This window comes from Streptomyces sp. KPB2, assembly GCF_003950055.1.
Taxonomy (GTDB): Bacteria; Actinomycetota; Actinomycetes; order Streptomycetales; family Streptomycetaceae; genus Streptomyces; species Streptomyces salinarius.
Genome location: NZ_CP034353.1, coordinates 4,448,053 through 4,463,339, shown reverse-complemented (window position 1 = coordinate 4,463,339; position 15,287 = coordinate 4,448,053). Strand labels below are relative to the sequence as shown.

The 15,287-nt window shown below is 73.2% G+C and carries 15 protein-coding genes; 5 read left to right on the top strand and 10 right to left on the bottom strand.

The window, feature by feature from the left end; translation table 11 throughout:
• Nucleotides 1-84: 84 nt before the first annotated feature.
• Complete coding sequence (locus D1J63_RS19980; protein ID WP_102928664.1) at nucleotides 85-846, bottom strand: phosphoglyceromutase; 762 nt, start codon at nucleotides 844-846, stop codon at nucleotides 85-87.
• Nucleotides 847-1,007: 161 nt separating this feature from the next.
• Here D1J63_RS19980 and D1J63_RS19975 point away from each other — a divergent pair, with 161 nt between their 5' ends.
• Nucleotides 1,008-2,285, top strand: coding sequence for an MFS transporter (locus tag D1J63_RS19975; RefSeq protein WP_125630451.1), 1,278 nt, complete (start codon nucleotides 1,008-1,010; stop codon nucleotides 2,283-2,285).
• 60 nt (nucleotides 2,286-2,345) lie between these two features.
• On the opposite strand, the gene D1J63_RS19970 is transcribed toward D1J63_RS19975, so the two are convergent.
• A complete protein-coding gene (locus tag D1J63_RS19970) occupies nucleotides 2,346-2,804 on the bottom strand; it encodes a DUF2000 domain-containing protein (protein ID WP_125630449.1) in 459 nt (152 codons plus the stop codon).
• Nucleotides 2,805-2,853: 49 nt separating this feature from the next.
• Between D1J63_RS19970 and D1J63_RS19965 the strand changes: the two genes are divergently transcribed.
• Nucleotides 2,854-3,723: an AraC family transcriptional regulator gene (locus D1J63_RS19965; RefSeq protein WP_125630447.1), complete on the top strand. Its 870-nt coding sequence runs from the start codon at nucleotides 2,854-2,856 to the stop codon at nucleotides 3,721-3,723.
• Here the strand turns inward: D1J63_RS19965 and D1J63_RS19960 are convergent.
• Together D1J63_RS19960 and mshA are read right to left on the bottom strand one after the other, a co-directional pair.
• Nucleotides 3,701-4,204 (bottom strand): YbjN domain-containing protein, encoded by a 504-nt coding sequence (locus D1J63_RS19960; RefSeq protein WP_125630445.1) that lies wholly within the window; start codon nucleotides 4,202-4,204, stop codon nucleotides 3,701-3,703. The two genes, D1J63_RS19965 and D1J63_RS19960, sit on opposite strands and share 23 nt — an antisense overlap.
• On the bottom strand, nucleotides 4,197-5,570 hold the full coding sequence (mshA, locus tag D1J63_RS19955) for a D-inositol-3-phosphate glycosyltransferase (protein WP_125630442.1): 1,374 nt from the start codon (nucleotides 5,568-5,570) through the stop codon (nucleotides 4,197-4,199). Before mshA ends, D1J63_RS19960 begins: the two co-directional genes overlap by 8 nt.
• A gap of 206 nt (nucleotides 5,571-5,776) precedes the next feature.
• Between mshA and D1J63_RS19950 the strand changes: the two genes are divergently transcribed.
• From D1J63_RS19950 to D1J63_RS19940, 3 genes are all read left to right on the top strand, one after another.
• Nucleotides 5,777-6,592, top strand: a complete 816-nt coding sequence (locus tag D1J63_RS19950) for a class I SAM-dependent methyltransferase (protein ID WP_125630440.1) — start codon at nucleotides 5,777-5,779, stop codon at nucleotides 6,590-6,592.
• A 207-nt stretch (nucleotides 6,593-6,799) separates the two neighbouring features.
• Nucleotides 6,800-7,939 carry a C40 family peptidase gene (locus tag D1J63_RS19945; RefSeq protein ID WP_125630438.1) on the top strand — a complete coding sequence of 380 codons (1,140 nt, stop codon included), beginning with the start codon at nucleotides 6,800-6,802 and terminating at the stop codon, nucleotides 7,937-7,939.
• A 304-nt stretch (nucleotides 7,940-8,243) separates the two neighbouring features.
• On the top strand, nucleotides 8,244-9,716 hold the full coding sequence (locus D1J63_RS19940) for a fused response regulator/phosphatase (RefSeq protein WP_164712898.1): 1,473 nt from the start codon (nucleotides 8,244-8,246) through the stop codon (nucleotides 9,714-9,716).
• Nucleotides 9,717-9,776: 60 nt separating this feature from the next.
• On the opposite strand, the gene D1J63_RS19935 is transcribed toward D1J63_RS19940, so the two are convergent.
• The 6 genes from D1J63_RS19935 to D1J63_RS19910 form a co-directional block, all read right to left on the bottom strand.
• Nucleotides 9,777-10,112: a DUF2516 family protein gene (locus tag D1J63_RS19935; protein WP_164419587.1), complete on the bottom strand. Its 336-nt coding sequence runs from the start codon at nucleotides 10,110-10,112 to the stop codon at nucleotides 9,777-9,779.
• 112 nt (nucleotides 10,113-10,224) lie between these two features.
• Nucleotides 10,225-10,863, bottom strand: coding sequence for a hypothetical protein (locus tag D1J63_RS19930; protein WP_125630436.1), 639 nt, complete (start codon nucleotides 10,861-10,863; stop codon nucleotides 10,225-10,227).
• Nucleotides 10,864-10,885: 22 nt separating this feature from the next.
• The gene (locus D1J63_RS19925; RefSeq protein WP_125630434.1) at nucleotides 10,886-11,323 is read right to left on the bottom strand and encodes a helix-turn-helix transcriptional regulator; all 438 of its coding nucleotides are present in this window, start codon (nucleotides 11,321-11,323) and stop codon (nucleotides 10,886-10,888) included.
• A 93-nt stretch (nucleotides 11,324-11,416) separates the two neighbouring features.
• Nucleotides 11,417-13,483 carry an AAA family ATPase gene (locus tag D1J63_RS19920; protein WP_125630431.1) on the bottom strand — a complete coding sequence of 689 codons (2,067 nt, stop codon included), beginning with the start codon at nucleotides 13,481-13,483 and terminating at the stop codon, nucleotides 11,417-11,419.
• Nucleotides 13,484-13,532: 49 nt separating this feature from the next.
• Nucleotides 13,533-14,174: a TetR family transcriptional regulator gene (locus tag D1J63_RS19915; RefSeq protein WP_125630429.1), complete on the bottom strand. Its 642-nt coding sequence runs from the start codon at nucleotides 14,172-14,174 to the stop codon at nucleotides 13,533-13,535.
• A 9-nt stretch (nucleotides 14,175-14,183) separates the two neighbouring features.
• Nucleotides 14,184-15,203 (bottom strand): aminoglycoside phosphotransferase family protein, encoded by a 1,020-nt coding sequence (locus D1J63_RS19910; RefSeq protein WP_347141246.1) that lies wholly within the window; start codon nucleotides 15,201-15,203, stop codon nucleotides 14,184-14,186.
• Nucleotides 15,204-15,287 lie beyond the last annotated feature (84 nt).

Genomic DNA, 15,287 nt, shown 5'->3' with positions numbered 1-15,287 from the left:
CTGACTGCGCAGAGACGGCCCAGAGGCAGCGAAAAGCCCCCTCCCAGCGAAGAAATCGCAGGTAGGGGGCTTACTCGTGGGCGGTTACTTCTTCTTGCCCTGGTTCTTCACGGCCTCGATCGCTGCCGCTGCCGCGTCCGGGTCGAGGTACGTGCCGCCCGGGTTCAGCGGCTTGAACTCGGCGTTCAGTTCGTACGTCAGCGGGATGCCCGTCGGGATGTTCAGGCCCGCGATGTCCGCGTCCGAGATGCCGTCGAGGTGCTTGACCAGGGCGCGGAGCGAGTTGCCGTGGGCCGCGACCAGGACCGTGCGGCCGGTCAGGAGGTCGGGGACGATGCTGTCGAACCAGTAGGGCAGCATGCGGCCGACGACGTCCTTGAGGCACTCCGTCTGCGGGCGCAGCTCCGGCGGGAGGACCGCGTAGCGCGGGTCGGAGAACTGGGAGTACTCGGCGTCGCGGTCCAGGGGCGGCGGCGGGGTGTCGTAGGAACGGCGCCACAGCATGAACTGCTCCTCGCCGAACTCGGCGAGCGTCTGGGCCTTGTCCTTGCCCTGGAGGGCGCCGTAGTGGCGCTCGTTGAGGCGCCAGTGGCGGTGGACCGGGATCCAGTGGCGGTCGGCGGCCTCCAGCGCGAGCTGGGCCGTGCGGATCGCGCGCTTCTGGACGGACGTGTGGACCACGTCGGGCAGCAGGCCGGCGTCCTTGAGCAGCTCGCCGCCGCGCGTCGCCTCCTTCTCGCCCTTCGGGGTGAGGTTGACGTCCACCCAGCCGGTGAACAGGTTCTTCTCGTTCCACTCGCTCTCGCCGTGGCGGAGGAGGATCAGCTTGTACGGTGCGTCGGCCATACGCCCGAGCGTAATCCAACGGCCCGATCCCCCGCGCGGGCGCCCGGTGGGCGGACGGTTGACGGGAAGTGTTAATCGAGTGGCCCCCACCCTCCACGGGTTCGTAAGTTGTGCTCACCGCATCGGACGCTTACATCCATCTCGGCCACCTCGGGGGAACCATGTCAGTCGCCGGACTCAGACGTGCCGCACGCGAGACCGTCTCCGGGCTCCCCCGCGAGTTCTGGTGGCTGTGGACCAGCACCCTCGTCAACCGGCTCGGTGCCTTCGTCGCCACCTTCATGGCGCTGTACCTGACCATCGACCGCGGCTACTCCGCCTCGTACGCCGGTCTGGTCGCCGCCCTGCACGGGCTCGGCGGGGTCGTCTCCTCGCTGGGCGCCGGGGTGATGACCGACCGGATGGGGCGGCGGCCCACGCTGCTCGTCGCGCAGACCTCCACCGCGCTGTCCGTCGCGCTGCTCGGGTTCGTGCGGGACCCGGTGGCCATCGCCGCCGTCGCCTTCCTGGTCGGCATGGCGAGCAACGCCTCCCGGCCGGCCGTGCAGGCGATGATGGCGGACATCGTGCGGCCCGAGGACCGGGTCCGGGCGTTCTCGCTCAACTACTGGGCGATCAACCTCGGCTTCGCGGTCTCCTCCATGGCGGCCGGGTTCATCGCCGAGGTCAGCTATCTCGCCGGGTTCCTGATCGAGGCCGGGATGACGCTCGTCTGCGCCGTTCTGATCTTCGTGAAGCTGCCCGAGTCCCGGCCGCAGCGGACGGGGGCCGACGACGCCGCCGAGAAGGACGCCGCCGTCTCCCTGTGGACCGTGGTGCGCGACGGGCGGTACATGAGCGTCGTCGGGCTGTCGTTCCTGGTCGCCGTGATCTTCCAGCAGGGGTATCTGGGACTGCCCGTCGCGATGGGCGAGGCCGGGTTCACGCCCGCCGACTTCGGGCTCGCGATCGCCGTCAACGGCGTGCTGATCGTCGTCCTGCAGATTCCCGTCACACGGTTCATCGAGCACCGCGATCCGCGGCTGCTGCTCGTCGTCTCCTCGCTGCTGGCCGGGTACGGCTTCGGGCTCACCGCCTTCGCCGGGTCGGTCGGGGCCTTCGCCCTCACCGTGTGCGTGTGGACGCTCGCCGAGATCGTCAACGCGCCGACCCAGACCGGACTCGTCGTCCGCCTCTCCCCCGTGCACGGGCGCGGTCGCTACCAGGGCATGTACACCATGTCCTGGGCGGTCGCCGCCCTCGTCGCGCCGCTGATGTCCGGGTTCGTCATCGACCGCTGGGGCGCCGAGTGGCTGTGGGGCATCTGCGCCGTCGTCGGCACGGTGGCGGCGGCCGGGTACTGGGGGCTCATGCGGGGGCTGCCGGAGGACGACGAGACACCGGTCGCCCGGGACACGTCCGGTGCCCCCGCACCCCGGGTCGACGCCGGCGCCGTCTGATCCCGCCCGCCCGCTCACGGGTGCTCCCACGCCGCGTTCACCGGTGCACCCGTGCCCCGCTCACCCGTGCATCCGCGCCCCCTTCAGCACCTTGTCCACCGCGTTCTTCGGGCCGTACACGGCGAGGCCCACCAGGTCCAGGTCCGCCGTCGCCACCGCCCGCACCGCCGCGCGGTTGTCGCGGTCGTTGCCCGTGGCGAAGAGGTCGGACGTGAAGAGGGCGCGGGGCAGGGCTCGGGACAGCACGCGCGCGTGGGCTGTCGTCAGCGTCTCCTTCGTGCCCTCGAAGACCAGCACCGGCTGGCGGAACATCGGCAGGTAGCCGACCGCGTCGGCGTCCTCGTACGGCTCCCCGACGATCTCGGGGAACTGGCTGCCCAGGCCGCTGACCAGGAAGGCCGTGACGTTGAGGCGCTGCCAGGTCTCCAGGTCCTCGCGCAGCAGTACGGCGATCTTGGTGTCGAAGCGGACGGGGGCCTCGGAGTCGGGGGCCTCGTGGGCTGCGTCGTGCGTGCTCATACGGTGAGACTGCCGACCCGCGCGCCGCCCGGTCTTGTACGTTTTTTGCATGCCCGGCCGACGGAAGGACCAGCGGAGCGCCCAGCCGGACGTCTTCGCCTGGCGGCCCCGTGTCCCGGGCGTCGTCGAGGTCTTCCACGCCCACTACACCGAGTACGCCTACCCGATGCACGTCCACGACGCCTGGACGCTGCTCATCGTCGACGACGGCGCCGTACGGTACGACCTGGACCGGCACGAGCACGGCACCCCGCACGACACGGTGTCGCTGCTGCCGCCGCACGTGCCGCACAACGGCTCCCCCGCCACCCCGGACGGTTTCCGCAAGCGCGTCCTGTACCTGGACGTCTCCCGGCTGGGCGACGAGCTGATCGGGCCGGCCGTGGACGCTCCCGACCTGCGTGACCCGGTGCTGCGGCGGCGGGTCGGGCAGCTGCACTCCGCGCTCGCCCTCCCGGGCGACGAGCTGGAGGCCGAGAGCCGGCTGACGCTGATCGGCGAGCGGCTCCGCGCCCATCTGCGCCCCGCGCAGACCACGGACCCCGCACGCCGGGACCCCGTGCTCGCCCGGCGGCTGCGCGAACTGCTCGACGAGCGGGTCGTCGCGGGGATCGGACTCGAGGAGGCGGCCACGCTCGTGCCCGCCCATCCGGCGCATCTCGTACGGGCGTTCAGCGGGGCCTACGGCATCGCGCCGCACCAGTACCTGATGTCGCGCCGCGTAGACCGGGCCCGGCGGCTGCTGCTGGCCGGACGGTCCCCGGCGGACGTGGCGGGCGCCACCGGGTTCTACGACCAGGCCCATCTGACCCGGCACTTCAAGCGCCTGGTGGGGGTCACCCCCGGGCGGTACCGGACGAGCGGCGCGCGAGGAGCCCCGGGGGGGCTGAGTCCGGTCAGTCGCCGGAGCGCTCGATGAGGTGCTGGAACGCCTCCAGGTTCCGCGTCGACTCGCCGCGCGAGGTCCGCCACGCGTACTCCTTGCGGATGGCGGACGCGAAGCCCAGCTCCAGCAGGGTGTTGAAGGCGCCGTCGGCGGCCTCCAGGACCTGGCCGAGGAGACGGTCGATCTCGTCGGGGGCGACGGCGGCCAGGGGGAGCTTCGCGGTGACGTAGATGTCGCCGAGGCGGTCGACGGCGTAACCGACGCCGTAGAGCTTGAGGTTGCGTTCCAGGAGCCAGCGGTGGACGGCCGGTTCGTTCTCGTCGGGGTGACGGATGACGAACGCGTTGAGGGAGAGGGAGTGGCGGCCGAGAAGGAGGGAGACCGTCGTCGAGAGCTTGCGGGTGCCGGGGAGTTTGACGACGTAGTTGCCGGGTTCGGGGCTCTCCCACTCCAGGTCGGCGTCCTTCAGGGCCGCCTCGACGACCTGTGCTGCCTTCTCTGGTGCCTCAGCCATGGTGCGAGCGTACGCGACGGCGGTGCGACTGGATCGCGGCCGTGTAGACGTCGGCCGTCGCGGCGGCGGCGCTGTCCCAGCCGAAGGACTGGGCGTGCCGGGCGGCGGCGTCACCCATGCGGGGCGTCAGCTCGGGGTTGTCGGCGAAGTCGCGCAGCACGCGCGCGTACGCGGCCGGGTCGTGGCCCTCGACGAGGCGGCCGGTGACCCCGTCGCGCACGGCGACCGGGAGGCCGCCCACCGCCGCGGCGAGCACCGGCGTACCGGCCGCCTGGGCCTCGATGGCGACCAGGCCGAAGGACTCGCTGTAGGAGGGCATGACGAGGACGGACGCGGCCCGGAACCAGTCGGCGAGCTGTTCCTGTCCCACCGGCGGGCGGAAGCGCACGACGTCGGCGATGCCGAGCCGCGCGGCGAGCTTCTGCAGGCCCTCCGGCTTGGCGAGGCCGCTGCCGCTGGGGCCGCCGACGACCGGGACGACGATGCGGGAGCGCAGCTCGGGGCGCTCGTCGAGGAGTACGGCGACGGCGCGCAGCAGGATGTCCGGCGCCTTCAGGGGCTGTATGCGGCCGGCGAAGAGCGGGATCAGCGCGTCCTGGGGCAGGCCGAGGCGGGCGCGGGCGGCGGCGCGGGCGTTGCCGTGCTGTCCCGGGCCGGGCACGGAGCCCTTGGGGAAGGGGCGGAACCGGTCGAGGTTGACGCCGGGGTGGACGACGGCGACCTTGCCGGGGTCGGCGGCGTAGTGGCGGACGAGCTGCTCGGCCTCCTCCGCCGTGTTGGCGATCAGCCGGTCGGAGGCGGCGACGATCTGGGTCTCGCCGATGACGCGGGCGGCGGGCTCGGGGGTGTCGCCGTCGGCCAGGTTGGCGTTCTTGACCTTGGCCATGGTGTGCATGGCGTGCACGAGGGGGGCGCCCCAGCGCTGGGCGGCGAGCCAGCCGACGTGGCCGGAGAGCCAGTAGTGGGAGTGCACGAGGTCGTAGTGGCCGGGGCGGTGGCCGGCCCAGGCCTGCATCACGCCGTGGGTGAAGGCGCAGAGCTGGGCGGGCAGCTCCTCCTTGGCCAGCCCCTCGTAGGGGCCGGCGTCGACGTGCCGGACGAGGACGCCGGGGGCCAGCTCGACGGAGGGCGGGAGGGCGGCGGTGGTCGACCGCGTGAAGATCTCGACCTCGATGTTGATCGCGGCGAGACGCTGCGCGAGCTCGACGATGTAGACGTTCATGCCGCCGGCGTCGCCGGTGCCGGGCTGGTGCAGTGGTGAGGTGTGCACGGAGAGCATGGCGACGCGGCGGGGCCTGCGCAGCAGCCGGAGCCGCGGGGAGGCCGCCGGTGAGCGACGCCCGAGCCTGCTGACGTACTGGCTCACGAGCCGTTCCTCCTCGCTGCGGGCATGCCGGTGGGAGGACCTGCCGTGCCCTCCAAGGGGTGGGAACACCGGACGGGCGGTCCTCCATTCCGATTTTCTGGCCTTTGCCGAATCATTACCGCCTATCGCTCAACCGTTCGAGATCCGGACGGGTCCCCCCGTCCCGTGGGCCGATGCCGCGCGGACGGCCGCCTACCCTCGTAGGCATGCCGTCCCGCACCCCCGCCACCCGACCCGTGGGCACGGTCACGCGCGGGACGACGAATCCCAACCGGCTGCGCCGCATGGACCGCTGGATCGCGGCCGTGCACGGCGCCGAGCTGCGCCGCGCCGCCGCCCCCGTCGCCGTCGACCTCGGTTACGGCGCGGCCCCCTGGACGGCCGTGGAACTGCTGCTGCGCCTGCGCACGGTCGCGCCGCACGCGCGCGTGGTGGGCGTCGAGATCGACCCGGCCCGGGTGGCGGCGGCCCAGCCGTACGCGCGCGTGGGCCTCGATTTCCGGCACGGCGGCTTCGAGGTCCCCGTTTCCGCGCCCCCGCTGCTGATCCGCGCCGCGAACGTGCTGCGCCAGTACGACGAGGGCGAGGTCGCCGCCGTCTGGCGGCGGCTGTGCGCGCGGCTCGCACCGGCGTCGGAGGCTTCGCGCGGGGGGCTGCTGGTCGAGGGCACCTGTGACGAGATCGGGCGTCGGCACGTGTGGGTGGCCCTCGGTCCCGAGGGGCCGCGCACGGTCACCTTCGCCACCCGGCTCGGCTCCCTGGACCGCCCTTCCGACCTGGCCGAACGGCTGCCGAAGGCGCTCATCCACCGCAATGTCCCCGGGGAGCCGGTGCACGCCTTCCTGCGCGACTTCGACCGGGCCTGGGCCGCCGCCGCGCCCTACGCCTCCTACGGCGCCCGGCAGCGCTGGATGCGGGCCGTGCGGGACCTGACGGCCGACTGGCCGGTGACGGACGGGCCGGTGCGGTGGCGGCAGGGCGAAGTGACGGTGCGGTGGGAGGCGTTGGCGCCGCGCGCGTGAACCGGGGCCGGCGGCGGACGAGCGGGGAACGATCTTCGTACGACGTTCGTCACACCCCGGGAGAAGCGGGAGGCGAGCGGGAGGGAAGCGGGGGGCACGCGGCAGGAAAGCACGGCCTCTGTCGCCCTCTGTCGCTTTTCGCGCCGGCATGGCACGATCCCACGAGCGGGCTATGTTACTGACGGTTAATCAGTTTGGGGGCGAGGTATGCGTACGGGGAAGCGTGGCTTGACGACCGCGGCCGTGGCCGTGGTCTGCGCGGTCACCGTGCTGGCCGCACCGGGCACGGCATTCGCGGACCCGGGCCCCTCGCCCTCGCCTTCTTCGTCGCCCTCTCCGTCACCGTCGTCGGCCGCCCCGGCCACCCCTGCCGCCACGCCGAACAAGGACCTGGAAGCCGTACGCAAGAAGCTCGACGGGCTCTACCGCGCGGCGGCCTCGGCCACCGAGGAGTACAACGCGGCCGAGGAGAAGGCCCAGAAGCAGAACGCCGAGATCGTCGAGCTGGCCAAGAAGATCGTCAAGGGCCAGGAGAGGCTGGACGGCCTCAAGGACCGCGCGGGGGCCGCGGCCCGCGCCCAGTACCGCACCGGCGGCCTGCCCGACGGGGCCAAGCTGGTCCTGAGCGACGACCCCGAGGACTTCCTCGACGGCACCGGCCGGGTGATCCAGGGCCAGCGCGCCACCAAGGGCCTGCTCGGCGAGCTGACCCGCGCCCAGGAGGACCTGAAGACCTACGCGGCGGACGCCTCCGCCCGCTTCAAGGAGCTGGAGGCGAACCGCAAGGCCAAGGCCAAGGCCCGGAAGAAGGTCGAGAAGCAGATCGCGGCGGCCGAGAAGCTGGAGTCCGAGCTGGAGAAGGAGGAGAAGGAGCGCCTCGCCGAGCTGGAGCGGGAGGCGCAGGCCAAGGCCCAGACCGCCTGGCTCGACTCCGGCATCCTGAAGGACCTCGACGCCGAGGCGACCGGACGGGGTCGCAAGGCGGTCGAGTACGCCACGGCCCAGATCGGCAAGCCGTACCAGTGGGGCGCCGAGGGCCCGAAGTCGTACGACTGCTCCGGTCTGACCTCGCAGGCCTGGGTGTCGGCCGGGCAGGCGATCCCGCGCACCTCGCAGCAGCAGTGGAAGCAGCTCAGGCACGTCGCCGTCGAGGACATGCGCCCCGGCGACCTGATCATCTACTTCGACGACGCCAGCCACGTCGGCATGTACGTCGGCGACGGCTCCATGGTGCACGCCCCGCGTCCCGGGCGCTCGATCACCCTCGCGGGCGCCGGCTCGATGCCGATCCTCGGCGTGGTCCGGCCGGACACGGCCCCGGAGCAGACGCCCGCCCCCAAGGAGTGACCCGGGCCACCCGGCGCGCGCCCGGCCGGGGAGCGCCGAGCGGCCGGCCCGCCCCGGGGGCGTGAGACGGGCCACGTGACCCAGTCCACGCCCGGCGCCCCGCCCCGCGTGACGTTCGTCATCCCGGGCCCCCGGTCGGCGTGTCCAACTGCGGGGGATAACGCGGCATATGACAGTGGCCGAAGGCCGCCCGACGTGTTCTGGACCATTCCGCAGCGGTGCCGTCACCCGCTATGGTCCCCGTCGGTGGGTCGAGGTCCCTCGCCCCGCCATGCCCTCGGGGGGAGGGAAGGAAACCGACACGATGCCCGTACCCGTACCGCGGCAGAGGGCGATCCCGGCCGTGGAGTGCGGTCAGGCGCCCGCCGCGTCCCCGGACAGCGGCCCTCCCACGGAACAGGCCCCGACCGGGACGCACCCGGCCGAGAACCCCGCCACCCGGCGCGAGAAGGCCCGGGAGACCACCACGGAGAAGCGCGAGAACCCCACGGACACCAGCACAGGCACCCACACCAGCACCGGCACCGGCACTCCCGCCGGCACGGACCTCGGCACCGACCGGACCCGGAGCGCCCGGTCCGAGAGCGCGGCGCCCACGAACCTGACGGTGCTGCTGATCGAGGACGACCCGGCCGGCTCGCCCATCGTGCCCGACCTGCTCGACCAGGCCGGCAAGCCGATCCGCGTCCGCACCGCCCGCAACCTCACCGAGGCCGGCCGGCTGCTGACCGACGACGTCCACTGCATCCTGCTGGACCTCGCCCTGTCGACGCCGGCCCACGGCAGCGGTGACGCGGAGGACGACGACGAGCTGGCGGTGCTGCGGCACGTCCTGGAGCTCGCGCCCCGGCACGCCGTGCTCGCGCTGACCTCCTCCAGCGACGCCGAGCGCGGCGCCGAGGCCGTGGCGGTCGGCGCGCAGGACTACCTGTTCCGCGACGAGCTGGACGGGCGTCTGCTGAGCCGGGCGATCCGCTACGCCGTCGAGCGCAAGCGGTCCGACTCGGCGGAGCGGCGGCTGGCCGAGGGCCGGGTGCGGGCGCAGGAGAACCGCCGTCTGGAGCGCGGTCTGCTGCCGACCCCGCTGCTCGCCGGCTCCCCGCTGCGCTTCGCCGCCCGCTACCGTCCGGGCCGCTCGCGCGCGCTGCTCGGCGGTGACTTCTACGACGTCGTCCGTACCCCGGACGGCACCGTGCACGCCATGATCGGCGACGTCTGCGGGCACGGCCCGGACGAGGCGGCGCTCGGCGTGGAGCTGCGGATCGCCTGGCGGGCGCTGACGCTGGCGGGGCTCTGCGGCGACGAGCTGCTCGGCACGCTGCAGCAGGTGCTGGAGCACGAGCGCTCGGACGACGAGATCTTCGCGACGCTGTGCGCCGTGGACATCTCCCCGGACGGCCGCCGCGCCGGCCTGTGCCTGGCCGGGCACCCGTCCCCGCTGGTCGCCGCGCCGGGCGTGCCCGCGCGCCTGCTGCCCTACGACAACAACGGCCCGGCGCTGGGGCTGCTGCCGGGCGCCCGCTGGCCGCGGATGCAGGTGGAGCTGGGCGCCGAGTGGAGCCTGATGCTCTACACCGACGGTCTGATCGAGGGCCACGTCGGCGAGGGCCGGGAGCGGCTCGGTCAGGACGGCATGGTGGAGATGGTCCGCCGCCAGCGCGCCGAGGGCCTGCGGGGCGAGGAGCTGCTGCGGGCGGCCGTCAACGAGGTCCGCGAACTCAACGGCGGCGAACTGGCCGACGACGTCGCGGTGGTCCTGCTGGACCGGACGGCCTGAGCCGCCCGGTCCCGGTGACCCGGCGCGGGGACCGCCCGCGCGGACTGCCCGTCGTAGGGGTCAGCGTCCGCCGTTGTACGGGCCGTACGGGCCGTCGCTGCTGGAGCCGCGGCGGCTGCTGCGGCCGCCGCCGGACAGGCCGCGCAGGGCGGGCCGTACGTCGACCATGTACACGATCGCCGCGATGAGGCCGATGATCGGCAGGAACGACAGGATCGGGAAGATCAGGCTCACCACGAAGGCGAGCCCGAGGATGATCAGCCAGAACGGCTTGGTCTTCTTGTCCGCCGCGCGGTAGGCGTCCTCGCGACGGATGGCGGCGTCGATCAACGCGAAGCCGGTGAAGACCATCAGGGCGAGGTTCAGCAGCCCCAGGAAGTTCGCGAACCCCTGCATCAGCACAACGTCCACCACCAGACTCGGTTCTTCATTACGCGGTCACCGTACCCGCAGAACGAGCCGGGCACCCCTAGGGTGCCCGGCCGCTCCCCAGTCGTGACGCGCCCCACTACTTGGCGGGCGGCGTCGTCTTCTTGGCGGTGGTGGACTTCTTCGCCGGGGCCTTGCGCGGGGCGGGGGCCTTCTTCGCCGTGGCGGACTTGTCCTCGGTGACCCGGACCGGCTCGGACTTGGCCGTCGCGGGCTTGGCGGCGGGCCTGGCCGGGGCGGGCTTCGCCGGCTCGACGGCCACCGCGAGGTCCTCCACGTCCTCGGCGAGGTCCTCGATGCCGTCGGCGGCCTGGCCGCGCCAGGTGCGCACCGCGTGCTCGCCGCGCTCGGCGACCTTCTCGTAGGTCTCCCGGGCCTTGATGGCGTACTCGGCGGCGATGCCGACGGAGCGCAGTGCGAGGTCCTGGGCGCTCTCGCCGAGCTTCTTGAAGTCGGCGTCGAGGGAGCCGAAGAGCTCGTTGGCCTTGGCCTGGAGGCTGCCCTGGGTCTCCTTGACGCGGGCCGTCGCCTTCTCCTGGACGGCCTTCGGGTCGGTGTTGCGTACGGCGTCGATCCGCGCCGGGGCCTCCGCGCGCAGCTGCTCCACCAGCACCGGCACCTTCTTGGCCTGCTGGAAGGCGAGGTCGGCGGTGCCCGCGGCGAAGTAGAGCGGGGTGGGGTCGCTGAAGGTCTTGCGCAGGTCGTCGGTGATGGCCATGGTGATGGTCCTCCGGAATTGCTTACGAATGAGGGTTTTGTACTTTCTCAGCCCCGTCGACAGCGACATCGGCGTCGGCACCCGAGTCGGTATCGGCATCGGTGTCGGCCCCGAACCCGTTCTCCTTGCGGAAGGACTCGTAGACCTGGAGCAGCACCTGCTTCTGCCGCTCGTTCAGCGAGGGGTCGGCGAGGATGACCGCACGCGTCTCCACGTCGTCCCGGTCCCGCTCGGCGTCGAGGATCCCCGCGCGGACGTACAGCGTCTCGGCGGAGATCCGCAGCGCCTTGGCGACCTGCTGGAGCACCTCCGCACTCGGCTTGCGCAGCCCGCGCTCGATCTGACTCAGGTACGGGTTGGACACGCCCGCGGCATCGGCAAGCTGCCGCAGGGACAGCTGCGCGTTGCGCCGCTGCTCGCGCAGATACTCACCGAGATTGCCGACGTTGAGCGATGCCATGCCTCCACCATGCAGCAAGTTGCTAACTATTGCAAGCACCCTGCTTGCAATAGTGCACCAGGCCTAGGCGGCACGCCGTGAGCAGGCCCGGGCTCAGAACGGCAGTGGCCGGGTGTGGATCACGGTCAAGCGGGTCACCGCGCGGGTGAGGACCACGTACAGGCGGTGCAGGCCTCGTCCGCCGGGGCCTTCCGCCGCCGCGATCGCCGCCGGTTCGACGGCGACGACGTGGTCGTACTCCAGGCCCTTGACCACGCTCGCCGGGACCACGGTGACCCGGGCGTCCAGCGCCTCGGGGCCCGCCGCCGGGATGCCGGCCCCGGCGAGGGCCGCCCGCAGCCGGGGGACGTCCGGGTCGGCGGCGACGACGCCCACCGATCCCTGACCGGTGAGCGCGTGCCGTACGGCGTCCGCCACCGCCTCCGGCACCGCGCCGGGCTCGGTCTCGCGCAGCGTCAGCTCGCCGTCGCCGCGCAGGGACCGGGCCGGCGGCACGTCCACGCCGAGCCGGGCCAGAAGCCGGTTGGTGAGGCCCACGACCTCCTGCGGCACCCGGAACCCCGTGGTCAGCGGCGTCACCGCCGCGTCCGGGCGGCCCAGGTGGGCCAGGACGGTGCGCCAGGAGCGCGCGGCCCACGGCGTGGTCCCCTGCGCGAGGTCGCCGAGGACGGTGAGCGAGCCGAAGGCGGAGCGGCGGGCGATGGCCCGGCACTCCATCGGGGAGAGGTCCTGGGCCTCGTCGACGACGATGTGGCCGTAGCCCTCGGGGTGTTCGAGGAGTCCGGCGACCTCGTCGAGCAGGACGAGGTCGGCGGCGGACCAGCGCGCCGACTTCCACGACCGGGGTGCCCGCCCCGTCCACAGCAGCGCCTTCTGCTCGTCGGCGGCCAGGACCCCGTCGGCCGCCCGGGCCAGCATGTCCGGGTCGGTGAGCAGCGGCGCGAGGACCTCCTCCGGCCGCACCCGGGGCCACACGGCGTCGAGGGCGGCCCCGACGGCCCGGGACCGCTCGACGCGGCGCAGCCAGGCGTTGGTCCGCGGCCCGGCGCGCCGTTCGGCCCGTTCCTGGACGTACCGCACGATCCGGGCCCTCACCCGTTCCCGCCCGACCGTGTACGGCGGCTGCTCGTCCCGGACGTCCGCGACCACGCGGGCCAGCGCGCCGGCCGGGACGCGCCAGCGGTAGGAGCCGTCCGGCACGGCGAGGTCGCCCGCGGCGTCGGGGTCCACGCGCGCGTACAGGGCGCGGCGCAGCACCTCGGCGGTCCGGGCGTCGTGCTTGAGGGCGGCGGCCCGGGCGTCGTCGGTGCGGGTGACCGGGTGCCGGGCGATCTCCTCGGCCAGGGTCGACTGCCGTACGCCGGTCTCGCCGAGGGCGGGGAGCACTTCGGCGATGTAGGAGAGGAAGGTCGGGTTGGGGCCGAGGATGAGCAGGCCGCCGCGCCGGATGCGCTGCGGGTGGGTGTAGAGCAGGTACGCGGCCCGGTGCAGCCCGACGGCGGTCTTGCCGGTGCCCGGGGCGCCCTGGACGCAGACGGTGTCGCCGAGGCCGGCGCGGACGAGGTCGTCCTGGTCGGGCTGGATGGTGGCGGCGATGTCCCGCATGGGCCCGACGCGGGGCCGCTCGATCTCCCGGGCGACGATCCCGCTGTCCCGGGACTCGCCCCGGCCGAGGTGCTCGTCCTCCATGCCGGTGAGGTCGGTGGAGTCGCCGCGGCTGCCGGGCGCCCATCCGAAGCGGCGGCGGACGGCGACGCCCCGTGGGTCGCCGGCGGTGGCCTGGTAGAAGGCGCGGGAGACGGGTGCGCGCCAGTCGACGACGAGGGGCGGGGCGGCCGGGTGCTCGGTGATCCGCAGCCGCCCGATGTGCAGCGCCCGCCCGGCCTCCATCCCCTCCCCCTCCCCTGCCCTTTCCGGATCGGCGAAGTCGAGCCGGCCGAAGAACAGCGGCCCTTCGGGCAGTTCGCTCATCTCCCTGGCCCGGCTGCGCAGCCGGTACCCGAGGACCTCGGCGTCGGCACCGGACGCGGAGACGTCCTCGCCGGTGACGACGTGCTCGTGGGCGCCCCGGACCATCGCGGCGAGGACGGTGCGGCAGTGCTCGTGGTGGGCGCGTTCGCGGTCGAGGGCGCGCTGGAGGGCGGGTTCGGTCGACGTCATTCCGGCAAGCATAGACGAATGACGTTACTGAGTTACATTTTTTACCGCGTTACTTCGCCTTGCCGCCCCGCGCCGTGGTGAATCCGGGCAGTCCGGCCGCAAGCCCCGCGAACGCCCGCTCCGCCGCCGCCACCGCGTCCCCCCGCACGTCCTCCACCCGCTCCCCGCCGGCGATCCGCCGCCAGTTGTCCAGCGCGAGGACACGCTGGACGGCGATGATCTGCCCGGCGGCCAGCCTGGCCTCCAGGTCGCCGCCGAGCACCTCGGCGAGCGCGGCCTCGGACCGCTCCAGCTGCGTGTGCATCCGGGCGACCAGGGCGGGGGTGCCGTAGAGCAGCCGGTGGAAGGCGAGTACGGCGGGGTGGTCGTTGAGCCCGGTCACCGGGTCGCACCGCTCCAGCCCGGCCAGGAAGTGCCGGCGCAGCGCGTCGAGCGGCGCCGGCGCGCCGCGCGCCACCCGGGCCGCCTCGTCCTCGTGGTCGGCGATCCGGTGCAGGACGAGGTCCTCCTTGGCCGGGAAGTACCGGAAGAGCGTCGGCTTGGAGACCTCGGCCGCGGCGGCCACCTCCGCGACGGACACCGCGTCGAACCCCTTCTCCAGGAAGAGTTCGACGGCGGTGTCCGAGAGCGTCTGGAACATCCGCTGCTTCTTGCGCTCGCGCAGGCCGGGGGCGGGGACGGGGGCGTTCATGGGCCGAGCCTAGAGGGTGCCCGGGAGGGGCCCCTCCTCCGTGTGCGTGCGGCTCCACCGCACCAGGGCGGTGCCGATCTCGGCGGGGCCGGGCACCGAATCCAGCCCGAGGGGCAGCGCCGCGGCGCACAGGACGCCGTGCAGGCGGGCCGCCGCGAGCGCGACCCGGGGGCCGGGCGAGCGTGCGGCCCGGCCCAGCGAGACGGCCTCCCGGACGACGTCGGTGAAGACCGACTGGGCCCGCTTGTACCCGAGGAGCAGGTCCAGGTCGTGCCGCCAGCCGTGGGTACCGCCGGGGCGGGCCGCCTCGACCGCGCGCCGCCAGCCCTCCACCACCTGACGGCGCTGCCAGGACGGGTAGCGCATCAGGTGCAGATGGGTGGCCAGTTCGTAGAGCGGGTCGCCGACCATCGCCAGTTCCCAGTCGATGGTCCACAGCCGCCGGTCCGCGTCCACGACGAGGTTCTCGCGGTGCAGGTCGGCGTGGAGCAGGCAGAACGGTCGCTCGCGGAGCCCGGCGACGTGCTTGCGCAGCCTCTTGAACGCGTCGTCGTCCAGGCCCAGCTCCGCGAACAGGGACCCGAACTCCTCCAGGTTGGCCGCGTAGACCCGTTCCTCGGTGAAGCAGACGAGCCGTTCCATGAAGCCGTCGCTGTCGCCGTCCTCCGGCCGGTCCTCGGGGCTGCACAGCCGCTCCACGGCGAGCGTCCCCGACGTCACCGCCGCCGTCTGCCCGAAGAGCCGCACGATCTGCCGCAGCAGCTCGCGGGGGACCGCGTGACCGGCCGGGTGCAGGGTTCCCAGGGTCCGTCCCTCGATGAAGCGCTGCAGGTGCAGCCCCTCGAACTCGAAGACATCCGGTACGTGGGTGATCCGACCCTGCAGGGCCAGCAGCAGCTGTGCCTCCGACACGAAGTAACGGCAGTCGAACCACAGCAGGTTGCACCGTGGTTCCCGGCACTTCCAGCGCGCCCCTCCCTCCGCGCCGGGCAGCGGTATCACGTAGGTCTCGTGGTAGTACCCCGTCAACGGGCCCTCAATGTCACGCCGATCGCCGCTGAGCCCGGCCCCCAGAAGAGCGGGGGACCTCTGGGAGACTGTCATGTTCTGTGC

Bases quoted from the DNA above. Each gene is read 5' to 3' on its own strand.
- D1J63_RS19980 (WP_102928664.1), bottom strand. From the start codon at position 846: ATGGCCGACGCACCGTACAAGCTGATCCTCCTCCGCCACGGCGAGAGC.
- D1J63_RS19975 (WP_125630451.1), top strand. From the start codon at position 1,008: ATGTCAGTCGCCGGACTCAGACGTGCCGCACGCGAGACCGTCTCCGGG.
- D1J63_RS19970 (WP_125630449.1), bottom strand. From the start codon at position 2,804: ATGAGCACGCACGACGCAGCCCACGAGGCCCCCGACTCCGAGGCCCCC.
- D1J63_RS19965 (WP_125630447.1), top strand. From the start codon at position 2,854: ATGCCCGGCCGACGGAAGGACCAGCGGAGCGCCCAGCCGGACGTCTTC.
- D1J63_RS19960 (WP_125630445.1), bottom strand. From the start codon at position 4,204: ATGGCTGAGGCACCAGAGAAGGCAGCACAGGTCGTCGAGGCGGCCCTG.
- D1J63_RS19950 (WP_125630440.1), top strand. From the start codon at position 5,777: ATGCCGTCCCGCACCCCCGCCACCCGACCCGTGGGCACGGTCACGCGC.
- D1J63_RS19945 (WP_125630438.1), top strand. From the start codon at position 6,800: ATGCGTACGGGGAAGCGTGGCTTGACGACCGCGGCCGTGGCCGTGGTC.
- D1J63_RS19940 (WP_164712898.1), top strand. From the start codon at position 8,244: ATGCCCGTACCCGTACCGCGGCAGAGGGCGATCCCGGCCGTGGAGTGC.
- D1J63_RS19935 (WP_164419587.1), bottom strand. From the start codon at position 10,112: ATGCAGGGGTTCGCGAACTTCCTGGGGCTGCTGAACCTCGCCCTGATG.
- D1J63_RS19930 (WP_125630436.1), bottom strand. From the start codon at position 10,863: ATGGCCATCACCGACGACCTGCGCAAGACCTTCAGCGACCCCACCCCG.
- D1J63_RS19925 (WP_125630434.1), bottom strand. From the start codon at position 11,323: ATGGCATCGCTCAACGTCGGCAATCTCGGTGAGTATCTGCGCGAGCAG.
- D1J63_RS19920 (WP_125630431.1), bottom strand. From the start codon at position 13,483: ATGACGTCGACCGAACCCGCCCTCCAGCGCGCCCTCGACCGCGAACGC.
- D1J63_RS19915 (WP_125630429.1), bottom strand. From the start codon at position 14,174: ATGAACGCCCCCGTCCCCGCCCCCGGCCTGCGCGAGCGCAAGAAGCAG.